The sequence below is a fragment of the Variovorax sp. 05N34 genome (genome assembly GCF_056397405.1).
This window is the reverse complement of the sequence record NZ_JBFTNI010000004.1, coordinates 348668-362105: the sequence shown is the minus strand read 5'-3', so window position 1 is coordinate 362105 and position 13438 is coordinate 348668. Positions and strand designations below refer to the sequence as shown.

Below are 13438 nucleotides of genomic sequence, written 5' to 3'. Positions count from 1 at the left end.
GCTCAACGTTGAAAGGAACGGCATGTCAGCCGACTTTTGGTGGAAGAACGGAATCGTTTATCAGATCTATCCGCGTTCGTTCCAGGACAGCAATGGCGATGGAATCGGCGACCTCGACGGAATTCGCAGCCGGCTGGACTACCTTGTCTCGCTCGGCATCGACGCCATCTGGATCTCGCCGATTTATCCGTCGCCAATGGCGGATTTCGGGTACGACATTTCCGATTTTTGTGACATCGATCCGCGCTTCGGCACGCTGGCCGGTTTCGATGCCTTGGTGCATGACGCCCATGCGCGGGGGCTCAAGGTCATCCTGGACTTCGTGCCGAACCATACGTCCGACCAGCATCCGTGGTTTGTGCAGAGCCGCAACGGTCGCGACAACCCTCGCCGCGACTGGTATCTATGGCACGACCCGGCGCCTGGCGGCGGCCCGCCCAACAACTGGCTCAGCAACTTCGGAGGGCCGGCATGGACCTTCGATGAGACCACGGGCCAGTACTACTGCCATTCATTCCTGAAGGAGCAACCCGATCTCAACTGGCGCAACCCGGAAGTGCGCGCCGCGATGTACGACGTGCTGCGCTTCTGGCTCCGGCGCGGCGTCGATGGTTTTCGCATCGACGTGCTTTATCACCTCATCAAGGATGCGGAGTTTCGGGACAACCCGCCGAACCCGGCCTTCGTCGAAGGCCAGGATCCGGCCCACCGCTGGTTGCCCCTCTACACGACCGATCGTCCCGAGATGCAGCAGATCGTCGCCGAGATGCGCCGCGTGGTCGATGCATTCAGCGATGCCCGGTCTTCCCGCGTGCTGATTGGCGAACTCTACCTGCCGCTCTCGCGCCTGGTTGCCTACTACGGGCTCAACGCCGAAGGGGTGCTCGAAGGCGTGCAGTTGCCTTTCAACTTCCAGTTGATCGCGGCCGAGTGGAACGCCGAGCGCATCGACGGCCTGGTGCGCGACTACGAAGCCGCGCTGCCCCCTGGCGCTGCGCCGAACTGGGTGCTCGGCAATCACGACAAGCCGCGCATCGCGAGCCGCATCGGACCGCAGATGGCACGGCTTGCGGGCATGCTTCTGCTCACGCTGCGCGGCACGCCGACGCTCTACTACGGTGACGAGATCGGCATGACCGACGTGCCCATTCCCGCCGATGAAGTGCAAGACCCGTTCGAGAAGAACGAGCCCGGCAAGGGCCTGGGGCGAGACCCGCAGCGAACGCCCATGCAATGGAGCGCCGCGGCGCACGCTGGCTTCACGACGGGCGCCCCATGGCTGCGCCTCGCAGCCGACTGGCAAAAGCACAACGTGGAAACGCAGTCGCGCGACCCAGGCTCGATGCTGGCACTCTATCGGAGCCTCATCGCGCTGCGCGGTGCGCACCCGGCGCTGAACCAGGGCGACTATGAAGCGCTTGGATGCCAAGACCACGTGCTTGCCTATGCGCGCAACGCCGACGACCAGCGGCTGCTGATTCTTTTGAATTTCAGCGGCACCACGGCAACGCCGGCAGCGGCCTTGATGCCCAGCCGACCTATCGTCCTGGCTTCGACCGATCCCGCACGCGCCAAATCCATCCAAGGCCCATTGGTGCTGGGCCCCTATGAAGGTGTCGTGATCGGTGCCGAGGCATGAAGACGACGTCCTACGGCGTGCTGATCACCAACGAGCAGGGTCAACTGCTGATGGCGCACGCGACGGGCCGCAAGCACTGGGACATTCCCAAGGGTGGTGCTGAAGAAGGCGAGTCGGCGCGCGATGCCGCAGTGCGAGAAGTGCGTGAGGAGACGGGCATCGAATTGGCGCCGGATTCACTGGCGGAAGTCGGTCGCATGCGGTATCTGCCTGCCAAGGATCTCCACCTTTTTCGAGTCACCCTGCACACGCGCGACTGCGACATCGCGAGTTGCAAATGCACGAGCTTCTTTCCTCACCATGCCTCAGGCGCGATGACGCCCGAAGTCGACCGATTCAAGTGGGTGGATGTCGTGGACATACCCGCACATGCGGCCAAGTCGATGACGGCGCTGCTTCGGTCGCTACCCGGCTTCGAGGCGATGTCGCCGTAGCGCAACGCCCTTTCCTTCAACCGCCGACCGCCTCAGTGCGTCGCAACGACCGCAATGCCGCGAATCTGCCCGGCCTTCGGTTCCGCGGCCGGCCGTGGGTAGCGGCTGGGCGAAAAGCGGTGCAGCAATTCGGCTTCGCGGCCACGCGCCAACGCGAGGTTGGCGAGCTTCACATGCCCATAGCCGCGGATCGTGAGCGGCACTGCGGCGATCTGCGCAGCGAGCTTCTGGTTGTCGGGCGTCAGTTCGGCCGTCAGCTCCTGCAGCCGCGCGTCGAACTGCTCGATGAGCGAGCGCTCCAGCCGGCGCTCCGCGGTGTGGCCGAACACGTCGAAAACGGTGCCGCGCACGCGTTTGCCGTGCGCCAGCCACTTCATGGCCGGCAGCATCCAGGCGCCGAGCCGAACCTTGGCGGGCGGCTGCCCGTTCTTCGGACGCGACAGCATGGGCGGGGCCATATGAAACTCAAGCTTGATGTCTCCTTCGAACTGCTCGGCGAGCCTTTCGCGGAAGGTGCCGTCGCTGTAGAGACGCGCGACTTCGTACTCATCCTTGTAGCTCATGAGCTTGAGCAGGCTGCTGGCCGCATTGCGCGTGACCGGCAAGCTCGCATCGCCGCCGACGAGTTTCTCTTCGCGCTGCTGCACCGCGCGTACGCGAGCCTCGAAACGCTGCGCCCAGGCCGCGTTCTGGTAGGCGGAAAGATGCTTGCGTCCGCGCGCGATCAAGGCATCGAGCGAGTCGTCCTGCACAGGCGTCGCCGTTGAATCGCGCAGACCCTCGATGGCTTGCGGTGCGCCTGCAGCGAGCCGGCCGAGCGAGAAGGCCATCAGGTTCGCAGCAACCGCGACCCCATTGAGTTCAATCGCGCGCGTCAGCGCCTCGAGGCTCAGCGGGATCAACCCGCGCTGCCATGCGTAGCCAGTCGCGAGGATGTTCGACGCCAGCGTATCGCCGAGGAATTCCTCCGCCATCGTCTGCGCGTCGAAAGTTTCGACCTGATTCCTGCCAGCGACGAAGCGCATCTTCTCCAGCAGCAGTTCGACTTTCAGGTCCGCATCGGGATTGCGCAGCGACTCTGCGACGGGTATCTCGTGCATGTTCGCGAGGATGCGGGTGCGTCCATGTCGCACCGTCTGCAAAGCGTCGGGTGAAGCGCCCACCACGATGTCGCAGGCCAGGATTGCGTCGGCCTGCTGGGTGTCGATGCGCACCTGGTTCAAGCGCTCGGGCGTGTCGGCCAGCCGCACGAAGCTCAGCACCGCCCCGCCCTTCTGCGCAAAACCCATGAAGTCCAGCACGCTCGCCGACTTGCCTTCGAGGTGAGCAGCCATTGCGATGATCGCGCCGACGGTCACCACGCCCGTGCCGCCAACGCCGGTAACGAGCAGGTCATAGGGCGCGTCCCACGTGCGTGGCGCCGGGAGCGGCAACGCCCCCACATGCTGAAGGAAGGCATCGCGCCCTGCGGCAAGTGCGCCGCTCTTCTTGCGCAGCGCGCCGCCGGTCACGCCGACGAAGCTGGGGCAGAAGCCCTTGGCGCACGAATAGTCCTTGTTGCAGCTCGTCTGGTCGATCTTGCGCTTGCGGCCCAGGTCGGTTTCGTGCGGCAGCACCGCCACGCAGTTGCTCTGAACGCTGCAATCGCCGCAGCCTTCGCACACTGCCTCGTTGATGAACAGGCGCTTGGGTGGATCGACCATCTCGCCCTTCTTGCGGCGCCGGCGCTTTTCGGCCGCGCAGGTCTGTTCGTAGATCAGCACCGTCACGCCGGGGACTTCGCGCAAGCGGCGCTGCACCGCATCGAGTTCGCTTCGGTCGTGGAACTCAGTGCCGGCCGGAAACTTGTTCTTGATTTGCGCGTATTTGTCGATCGCGTCGCTGACGACCACCACCTGCTTCACGCCCTCTGATTCGACCTGACGCGCAATCGCATCGACGCTGATGATGCCGTCGACCGGCTGCCCGCCGGTCATCGCCACGGCGTCGTTGAAGAGGATCTTGTAGGTCAGCGTCGCCTTGGCCGCGACAGCCTGGCGAATCGCCAGATAGCCCGAGTGGTAGTAAGTGCCGTCGCCGAGGTTCTGGAAAACATGCGGCGTCCGCGTGAACATCGAATGCGAAACCCAGTCGACGCCCTCACCACCCATCTGGATCAGGCCGGCCGTGCTCCGGTCCATCCAGTTGGCCATGAAATGGCAGCCGATGCCGGCTCGGGCGGTCGAGCCTTCCGGCACCTTCGTGCTGGTGTTGTGCGGGCACCCGGCGCAGAAATACGGCAGTCGCTTGACGGAGTCGCCATCGTTGCTCAACAGCTCCGGCAGCGTGAAGTCGCGCACGTGCTGGAAGTGATCACCAAGACCGGCGTTGTCGGGAAAGTGCACGGACAGCCAATGGGCCACCAGTTCAATCAGGCGCGACGGCCGCAGCTCGCCAAGCGCGGATACCAGCGGGCGGCCGTCTCGATCGTGCTTGCCCACGAGTGCGGGCCGTGCACCGGCCGGCGCGTTGTAGAAGATGTCGCGCAATTGACTCTCGACCACTCCGCCCTTCTCCTCCACGATCAGGATCTCTTGCAGCCCTTCAGCAAAGGCCTTGATGCGCGTCTGCTCGACGGGAAAGCTCAGGCCGACCTTGTAGAGCCTGACGCCGACCCGGGCGAGGCTTTCTGGCGTTACTTCAAGACGGCGGAGCACTTCCATCAAGTCGTAGTGCGCCTTGCCGCAGGTCACGATGCCCACCTTGGCATGCGGGCTCTCTATGACGTGGCGGTCGATGCTGTTGACGCGCGCGAACGCGGCCACGGCTTCGAGCTTGTCGGCCAGGCGCGATTCGATGCGCAACGAAGGCAGATCGGGCCAGCGGTAGTGCAATCCGTCCGCCGGCGCTCGGTGGCCCGTGGCTGCACGCACGGCGTCGGCATCGGCCCACTTGGCGATGCGCGCGTCGATCAGGTCGAGATCCACCGTGCCCGCGCTTTCGACCACCTCCGACAGTGCCGCCATGCCGACCCACGCACCCGAGAAGCGCGAGAGTTCGTAGGCATACAAGCCGAATTCCAGGTACTCCGCCACGCTGGCCGGCTGCATGACGGGCATGCTCCAGGCGACGAATGCGTGGTCGCTCTGGTGCGGCATCGATGACGAGACGCAGCCGTGGTCGTCGCCCGCCACCACCAGCACACCGCCGTGTGGCGATGAGCCGTATGCGTTGCCATGCTTGAGCGCATCGCCGGCACGGTCTACGCCCGGGCCCTTGCCGTACCACATAGCGAAGACGCCTTCGACCGTGCGTTCGGGGTCCGACTCCACCCTTTGCGTGCCGAGCACCTGCGTGGCGGCAAGCTCCTCGTTGATCGCTGGCACGAAGCGGATGCCCGCATCCTTGAAAGCAGGTCCGGCTTTCCAGATCGCCTGGTCGACCATGCCGAGCGGCGAGCCGCGGTAGCCACTGACGAAGCCCTGCGTATTGAAGCCCCGAGCGGCATCGCGTTCGCGCTGCATCAGCATGATGCGCACCAACGCTTGCGTTCCCGTGAGAAAGATGGCGCCGGATCGCGCCCAGAGGCTGTCGGAAAGCTGATAGGCAGGCCGCTGGATGGGCGCGACGGAAGAGGAGACTGCTGGCGAGTTCATCCGAGGATTGTTCTTCGCAATCAAGAGGAATATCCTCTTCAATGCACCCTCACCGACCCTGATTTCGAGAATTTCCTCCTCACAAAGCGCCATGAACGACGATTCCATTCCTCTAGACAACTACTCGCTCCAAATCCTGCTGGAATTGCAGCGCGATGCGCGTCAGACCGTGCAGCAAATTGCCGACAAGGTCGGCCTGTCGTCGACGCCCTGCTGGCGCCGCATCAAGGAAATGGAAGCGGCCGGCGTGATCCGCGGCTACACGGTCGTCATTGACCGAGAGAAGGTCGGGCTCAACCTCGCGGCCGTGACGGAGGTGAATCTGGACCGCCACAATGAATCGAAGGTGCGCGATTTCGAAAAGGCCGTTGAGGCGAGCCCGGAGATCGTGCGCTGCGTGTCGGCCACCGGCCCAGCCGATTACATCCTCACGGTGCTCGTCCCGGACATCAAGCACTACGACAAATTCCTGCACACGACCTTGTTCGACCAAGCCGGCGTCACCCACGTGCGATCGGCCATCGTGCTGCGCGAAGTGAAGTCGGAAGGAAGCCTGCCGGTCGATTTCGGGCCGGCGCGGCGATCACGCGGCTGAGCCGACGCCTGCGCGATGCTTCACTCGAGCAGCGACGAGGCGAGTTCCCTCAATACGGCTTGCGGCGACTCATCGATGATGTCGCCGTGGGAAACGATGATGCGCTTCAGGTCCGGAAGCGCGGCCCATTCGCTGAGCTGGGCGCTCAAAGCCTTCTTGCTCTCGATGATCATGAGCTCGACCGACTTGGGCACTTGAGCCTTGTCGCCGGCAAGCCCCATCGTCCTAAGCACCCAGCCGCTGAAGCCTGACGAATGGCGGATGTTCCCGATCAGATCGTTCAGAACCAGCGTGATGCCGCTCGCGCGCCGCACCATCAAGGCCGCTTCTTCCTCGCGCGTGCCGGGCACGGCGATCAGGCGGACGTCCGGGTCGCCGAAGTCGGGCGCGGTGGAATCGACCTCCACCACCTTTTCGGTCCTGTCGCGCGAGCCGGGCGGCGTGACCACCTTCAGGTCCGGAAAGCGGTGCTTCCAGGCTCCGGCGTCGAGGCGATGATGATCGCTGGGCACCACCAGGAACGCGGGCCGACCGTAGCCTTCGATCTCTTCCATCTCTGCTTCCTCCAGGCAAATGGCGCTCCAGATCAGCAAGTCGCGATTGGCCAGCCGAATGATCGTCATTCGTCGCGGAAGGTCCAACAGCGGCATCGGGATCTCGCCCTCGACGACCTGGATGTCGCGATCGATTTCCCTGAGCGGCCCGTGCGGGAGGACCTCCCATTCCAGTTTCGGCTTCGGCATGCAGCTCTCCTTGCAGGTTTGTGCGCGGCGCCACCGCCTCGCACACGAGAGCAAAGCTACCGCGATCACCTTGGCGTCCGGGCCGGTCGGCACAACCTTCCCTTGAGAGCATTGGCCGACGCAAGCCACGGCGGAGCCCTGTTGGGGGCGCTTGTCAGTGAACGCCCCCCGCCTCGCCGGGCTTCTTCCTACGCGATCTCGCCCAAGCTCGGGTCGATGGTCAACACACCCGCGACACCCGCGCCACCTGCATGCCTGCCATGGACCCTCCGGTTCGATCCTTCGTTCGATGACCTCATGAACCAAAGCAATGCCACTGCCAACGCACCCGAGGACAGGGAGCCGGAACGCCCGGAGCGTCTTTTGCATCTCCTGTGGGACCAGGCACCGGACCACGCCTTCATCATGTTGGACAGGGCGAGCAAGATCATCAGTTGGCGTGGCGCATCGCAGGCGATGTTGGGCTATGCCGAAGAGGAGGTGCTGGGACGATCCCTGGACTTCCTTTTCACAGAGCAGGACCGCGCGCGCGGCATGCCGCAACACGAGCGCGACGTAGCAGTTTCGGCCGGCCGCTCGGAGGACAACCGCTGGCACGTGCGAAAGGATGGTGCGCAGATCTGGGTGTTCGGCTCTCTCGTGGCCCTTCAGAGCGACGGCGAGATCGCCGGCTTTGCCAAGGTGATCAGCGAAAGGACGAACAAGCGAGCGCAGATCGAGACCATGCAAAACCGGCTCGACGCCGCCAAGCGCGACCTGCAGGCCCGGGACGTGTTCTTTGCAAGGCTGAGTCACGAAGTCCGCAACGCACTCGCGCCCATCCTCAATGTCGCAAGCTTGCTGGAGCATTCGGGCAAGGACGAACATGCCCGGCTTCCCCTTGCCGTCATCAGGAGGCAGGTCGCCCAGATGGAACGGATGATGCGCGACCTGACCGACGTCGCCAAGCTCGGCGCCGGCAAGCTTCAACTCATCAAGGAGCAGTTCGATCTCGGCGCGGACCTGATCGAAATTACCGAAAGCATCCGCAGCCAGGCCAAGGCGAAACGGCAGGAACTGGACGTCATGGTTCCTTCAACCCCCGTCATGATCTGGGCGGACCGGCAGCGGGTGCATCAGATCATCTTCAATCTTCTCCACAACGCCATCAAGTACACGCCAGAGGGAGGACAGGTCTGGGCGCACTGCACCGTCGAAGTCGACTATGCGGTCGTCAAGATCGAGGACACGGGTGTGGGCATCGCCCCGGAGCTGCTGCCGGTCATCTTTGACCTCTTCACGCAAGAGAACCCGAATCAATCGGAGGGCGGCTTTGGGGTGGGCCTGTCGCTGGTCAAGGACCTCGTCGATGCGCACCACGGCTTCATCGAGGTGCAGTGCGACGGCAAGGGCAAAGGCGCCGCATTTGCCGTGCGCCTTCCGCTCCGCGAGGACGAATAGGTCATTGCGATTGTTCCGCCAGTTCCAGGCAATAGTCGAAGAACTCTTCCAGTTCGTTCGCCTTGTCGAAGACTGCGTCGGCACCCGCTTGTTCACAAGCCGAGCGCCGGGCGGGTGTTGCGGAGTTGGTCAGCACAACCACATGCTGACCGCGATCACGCTCCTTGCACCATTGCACGACGCCGAGGCCCGAGCCTTCCTTGAGATAGAAATCGACGATCGCCAGGTTCCAGCAGCCCTTGTGGCTCGCGAGCCAATCGATGGCCTCGCCTTGCGACTCCGCAGAGGCGAGAACATCGGATTGCCCGAGATCCCGCAGCGCGGGAATGAGGACGTCCCTGATTGCAGGGTTGTCTTCCACCAAGAAAACTGTAAGAGGCATGTCCCATCCACTGGCTGTGCCCAAGCGTAGACGGACGCGCCGTCATATCAGTGGGCAGCGAGCACACGGCGCAGTAGGATGGTTTCTCTATCAACTAGATGAAGACGATGGACAGAGAGCCGGCGAAACTGCAAGCGAAGTTGCGATGGGAGGCAGCCTGCGAGAGGCTGGCGTTTGCGCTGCATCCGAGGCCCGACATGCCTGCAGAGGATGTACCACAGCTCGACGAGGCAGTCCGCATCGCGCAACATGCCCTGGACGAGATTCGCCGCGCTTTCGGGGTGGACTCAGGCGGAGAGTCGCACGAATAGTCTCTTTCAACTCAGGGCCGTGTCCAGCAGCATCATGACGACAAAGCCCAGCATGAGACCACCCGTCGCAAAGGCCTCATGCCCCTTGCGATGGGACTCTGGAATGATCTCGTGGCTGATCACGTAGAGCATGGCACCCGCTGCCATGGCAAGGCCCCAGGGCAGCATGCTTGCCGATCCGCCGATGACGGCGGCACCCAGGACGGCCGTGACGGGCTCCACCAACCCGGAAAGCACCCCGAGGACTACCGAGAGGAGTCGCCCATAGCCGACGCCCCGCAGCGCGAGCGCCACGACCAAGCCCTCTGGTACGTCCTGAATTGAAATGCCGGTGGTCAGCGCTACCGCGCCGACGGTGTCCGTGCCGGCAAACGCAACCCCGATCGCCAAGCCCTCGGGAAGGTTGTGAAGAACGATGGCCAGGACGAAGAGCCAGACGCGCTTGAGACTGCGCGCTTCCGGGCCTTCGACGCCCTTCACGAAGTGTTCGTGAGGCACCGCCCGATCGATGCCAAGCAGCATCAGGGCACCGAGCAATATCCCGGCAGCCACGATGCTGCCCGCGCCCCAACCGCTCGCTCCCTGGGACTTGGCCGCCGCCAGCGCCGGAATGACCAATGAAAACGAGCTGGCCGCCAGCATCACGCCGGCGCCGAACCCGAGCATCGTGTCGTAGACCCGTTGGGAAAACTGCTGTGACAGCAGCACGGGGACCGTCCCGAGAGCAGTTGCCAAGGCGGCGACCAACCCGCCGAGCAACGCACCCCGCAGTCGCGGATCGTGCCCCATCCCGGCTTCGAACGCCTGCCAGGCGAATATCGACAAGCCACCGATCACGATGGCAAAGCCACTCCAGCGCCGCAAGGACCCATGGCGGCGTGGTCGCGCAAGTCCTTCAACGGCGGCAAGCCAGTTCATTCGGTCGTGATCCCGTCTGGTGAGCGCGCCAAATTCGCCCGCCGTCCGTGCTGCCCGCGTAGGAGACTTCCGCGTTCGGAGACCCGAGGAAGTCTTCAGGTCGGTCGCCATTGCCGCAAGTCTTGAGGAGGCCGCCGACCGACAGGGCCCATCGACGCGCTCTCACAAGTTTCGATGCGCCGCCGCGCACACTGACCGCCATGTCGACCCGAGCCAAGACGCAAGCCAAGACGCGACCCAAGCCTGCAGCGTCCAGGCCTCGCCGAAGCACCACGGACGATCGACTTGAACGAGCGTTGCGCGAGACATTCGGGCATCGGAGATTGCGCCTCGGGCAACGCCTCGTGATCGACCGCGTCATGGCGGGACTTTCAACGCTTGCCGTCATGCCGACCGGAGCGGGCAAGTCCCTTTGCTACCAACTGCCGGCGCTGCTTCTTCCCGGCCAGACAGTCGTGATCTCGCCATTGATCGCGCTGATGAAGGATCAGTGCGAAAAGCTCGGAGATCACGGGGTACATGCCGTGCAACTGAATAGCCAATGCAGCGCGGCGGAGATCGAGGCAGCGGAGTTGGCAATCGAATCCGGGGATGCGCGCGTGATTTTCAGCACGCCCGAGCGCCTGGCCGATGCATCGTTCGTGGCTCTGCTGCAGAAGCGCCCGACATCGCTGCTCGTTGTCGACGAAGCTCACTGCATTTCGCAATGGGGGCATGATTTTCGGCCTGCTTATCTGGAGATCGGTGCGGCGGCGCGGGCCCTCGGTCAACCGGTCGTGCTGGCTTTGACGGCTACCGCGAAGCCCGAGGTGGCTTCCGAGATCATGGAAAAGCTCGATATTCCGCGCGCAGGACTCGTCGACACCGGCGCATACCGAGCCAACCTGCGCTATGCGGTCCACGCATCGACGAGCGAGCCGGAAAAACTGGAGCGCGCGCTGGAACTCGTCGCACGGCTGAGCGGAAGCGGGATCGTCTACACGGCGACTGTCAAGGCGGCGGAAGCACTGTTCGTCGCGCTCTCGGAGGCCGGCGAGTCGGTGGGTCTGTATCACGGCAGGCGCCGCGCCCCGGAGCGGCGCGCCGCACAGGATGCCTTCATGTCGGGCGAAGTGCGCGTCATGGTCGCGACGAACGCATTCGGCATGGGCATCGACAAGCCGGATATCCGCTTCGTGTTGCACTTCCAGATGCCTTCGAGCCTCGACGCGTATTACCAGGAGTCGGGACGCGCAGGCCGTGACGGGCAACCCGCAAACTGCACCTTGCTGTACCTGCGGCGCGACAAAGCCGTGCAGCAATTCTTCCTGGCTGGCGCATGGCCGGAAGCTGGGGAACTGCGCATGCTTCAGCGGGTTCTTGCAGCGCCGCCTGCGGAGGCGCCGGGTTGGTCGCCGACGGCACTCCAGCAAGAGGCGCACCTTTCGGGCGGCAAACTGCGGGTGCTGCTCGGCTTGCTGAAATCCAGCGAACTCGTGGCGAGTTCCGAAGACGGTTCGTTGCGCTGGGGCGAGAGGCCGCTGCTCGATGAGGCCGGCGTGAACGCACTGCTCAGCGGCTACCGCGACAAGCGCGAGCAGGAGCGCATCGACCTTGAAAAAATGGTCTTCTATGCAACGACCGGACTGTGCCGCTGGCAAGTGCTGCTTCGTGAACTGGCAAGCGATGAACTGGCCGAGCGATGCGGCACCTGCGACAACTGCCTGCGGATCGCCGCCCATGAGCGCACCCTCTCCGCCAGCGACTCCACGGCGCCGGCGTCGTCGTCGGCTCAGTCGCACCACTCGAACTTTTCGCCGCGCACGCCGGTGCGCGTGGCGCGGTACGGCAAGGGAATGGTGGTCAGCGCGGATGCGATCTCGGTCACGATCGAATTCGCAGATGGCAGTCAGCGATGTTTTCAGCCTGACTACGTGAGGCCGCTGCGCGCTCGCCCGGCTGAACCATGAACGGCAAGCAAGGAAGGCCACGCGGTGCGCGCTGGATTGCTGTGGTCGCCGTCGCTGCGCTGGTTGCGGCGGGCTTCGCGCTCTATCGCGGTCTTGTGTCAGTGCCAGACCGATTCAACCCCTGGGCTGAACTGGACGTCGACGCGCCGCCGAATTTCCTGACCGGGCTCAAATTGCGCCGGGCGGGTGCCTCGGCCCCAGCCTGCTTCGCAGCGCTCGGCCGAAGTGGCATGCGCTATGAGCGCGTGCCCGACCAAGTGACCGGTCCCGAATGCGGCTTTCACAACGCCCTACGTCTGCGGCAAGGTCGAGAGATCAAGTTGAGTTCGCCACTGATCCTGAGTTGCCGCGCCGCCCTCTCCTTTGCGATGTGGGAGCGCCACGGCGTCCAGCCGGCGGCGCGCAAGGATCTTCAGTCCACCATCGCGTCCTTGGAGCATCTTGGAAGCTACGCATGTCGCGACATCAACACCGGCGAAAAGGACGGCGCGAGCGGACGGCGCAGCCGCCATGCGACAGCCGATGCGCTGGACGTATCCGGCTTCGTCACCATCCACGGGCGTCGGATTCTTGTCGGACGGGATTGGGAGTCGGGAATTTCCAAATCCCGCACCGGCCCAACGGCGTTCTTGAGCGACGTCCATTCGAGCGCATGCACGTACTTCGAGGGCGTGCTCGGGCCGGACTACAACACCGCCCATCAGAACCATTTCCATCTGGAGATGGGTGGTTGGCGCATGTGCGACTGAGGGCGGTCCGGCACGCATGTTGCAACGGATCGGTATGAAGATGGGTTCGCTTTATGAACAGGCCGTCGCCTTGAGTCCAAAGGCCGCGCGCATTGCCGCGTTCCTGCTCATTGATGAGCCACAGGTACCTGAACCGCTCCGTCGATCGCTGGGCGTCGCCCTCTCGTCATGCGATGCTGACGCCACCGTGACGGTGCGTTGGACGGACGAGGACCCGGACGCACAAGCAGCGCGCCGCTTCGTGGAAGCATGCAGAGAGTACTGTGAAAAAAAAGCTTCCCCGCGTGCGCAGAGCGATGGGTGAAGGGATGGTCGCATCCATCCGCAACATTTGCTGCAAACCTTGCCAACTGTCGCGTCGTGTCGTGTGTCGCGGTGGTAGCCGTCAAGATCCGCCGCGGTCAGTCGATCCAGGGGCCGCCCAGCATGGCCTGGATGTACGCTGCCACCTTGACGAGATCCTCGTCAGACAAGGGCAGCGGTGGCGCGTCGACGAGGTGCTCCGCAACCAAGTGCAGCTTCGCGGAGGCGTTGGGCTGCTCCTGGAGCAGAACCGCGATCGCCGCTGTTTGGGCGACTGCCCTCAGTTCCAGGGCACGCAGCCGAGCATTGACTTCTTCCGGTTCCATCTTTTCCTCCTGGC

The 13438-nt window shown here is 63.9% G+C and carries 12 protein-coding genes; 7 read left to right on the top strand and 5 right to left on the bottom strand.

From position 1 onward, the window contains the following. Window positions 1-22: 22 nt before the first annotated feature. Entirely contained in the window at window positions 23-1639 is a 1617-nt protein-coding gene (locus tag AC1DMA_RS13615; protein ID WP_478144514.1) for an alpha-amylase family glycosyl hydrolase, read from the top strand. Next, complete coding sequence (locus AC1DMA_RS13610) at window positions 1636-2073, top strand: NUDIX domain-containing protein (RefSeq protein WP_478144513.1); 438 nt, start codon at window positions 1636-1638, stop codon at window positions 2071-2073. Before AC1DMA_RS13615 ends, AC1DMA_RS13610 begins: the two co-directional genes overlap by 4 nt. A gap of 32 nt (window positions 2074-2105) precedes the next feature. Here the strand turns inward: AC1DMA_RS13610 and AC1DMA_RS13605 are convergent, their stop codons facing one another. Continuing rightward, a complete protein-coding gene (locus AC1DMA_RS13605; protein ID WP_478144512.1) occupies window positions 2106-5708 on the bottom strand; it encodes an indolepyruvate ferredoxin oxidoreductase family protein in 3603 nt (1200 codons plus the stop codon). 91 nt (window positions 5709-5799) lie between these two features. On the opposite strand from AC1DMA_RS13605, the gene AC1DMA_RS13600 reads away from it, so the two are divergent. Further along, on the top strand, window positions 5800-6303 hold the full coding sequence (locus AC1DMA_RS13600) for an Lrp/AsnC family transcriptional regulator (protein WP_478123650.1): 504 nt from the start codon (window positions 5800-5802) through the stop codon (window positions 6301-6303). A 20-nt stretch (window positions 6304-6323) separates the two neighbouring features. On the opposite strand, the gene AC1DMA_RS13595 is transcribed toward AC1DMA_RS13600, so the two are convergent. Next, the gene (locus tag AC1DMA_RS13595; protein WP_478144511.1) at window positions 6324-7046 is read right to left on the bottom strand and encodes a hypothetical protein; all 723 of its coding nucleotides are present in this window, start codon (window positions 7044-7046) and stop codon (window positions 6324-6326) included. A gap of 297 nt (window positions 7047-7343) precedes the next feature. Between AC1DMA_RS13595 and AC1DMA_RS13590 the strand changes: the two genes are divergently transcribed. After that, complete coding sequence (locus AC1DMA_RS13590; protein ID WP_478123652.1) at window positions 7344-8486, top strand: PAS domain-containing sensor histidine kinase; 1143 nt, start codon at window positions 7344-7346, stop codon at window positions 8484-8486. Window position 8487: 1 nt separating this feature from the next. Here AC1DMA_RS13590 and AC1DMA_RS13585 read toward each other — a convergent pair whose 3' ends face one another. Continuing rightward, a complete protein-coding gene (locus tag AC1DMA_RS13585) occupies window positions 8488-8868 on the bottom strand; it encodes a response regulator (RefSeq protein WP_478123653.1) in 381 nt (126 codons plus the stop codon). A 317-nt stretch (window positions 8869-9185) separates the two neighbouring features. After that, window positions 9186-10097 (bottom strand): ZIP family metal transporter, encoded by a 912-nt coding sequence (locus AC1DMA_RS13580; RefSeq protein ID WP_478144510.1) that lies wholly within the window; start codon window positions 10095-10097, stop codon window positions 9186-9188. 200 nt (window positions 10098-10297) lie between these two features. On the opposite strand from AC1DMA_RS13580, the gene AC1DMA_RS13575 reads away from it, so the two are divergent. Genes AC1DMA_RS13575 through AC1DMA_RS13565 form a run of 3 tightly spaced genes read left to right on the top strand, consistent with a single transcriptional unit; the run spans window position 10298 to window position 13099 of the window. Further along, complete coding sequence (locus AC1DMA_RS13575; RefSeq protein WP_478144509.1) at window positions 10298-12046, top strand: RecQ family ATP-dependent DNA helicase; 1749 nt, start codon at window positions 10298-10300, stop codon at window positions 12044-12046. Continuing rightward, a complete protein-coding gene (locus tag AC1DMA_RS13570; protein ID WP_478144508.1) occupies window positions 12043-12795 on the top strand; it encodes an extensin-like domain-containing protein in 753 nt (250 codons plus the stop codon). Before AC1DMA_RS13575 ends, AC1DMA_RS13570 begins: the two co-directional genes overlap by 4 nt. 16 nt (window positions 12796-12811) lie before the next feature. After that, the gene (locus AC1DMA_RS13565; protein WP_478144507.1) at window positions 12812-13099 is read left to right on the top strand and encodes a hypothetical protein; all 288 of its coding nucleotides are present in this window, start codon (window positions 12812-12814) and stop codon (window positions 13097-13099) included. Window positions 13100-13196: 97 nt separating this feature from the next. Here the strand turns inward: AC1DMA_RS13565 and AC1DMA_RS13560 are convergent, their stop codons facing one another. Then, entirely contained in the window at window positions 13197-13424 is a 228-nt protein-coding gene (locus AC1DMA_RS13560) for a hypothetical protein (protein ID WP_478123656.1), read from the bottom strand. Between the last annotated feature and the right edge of the window lie 14 nt (window positions 13425-13438).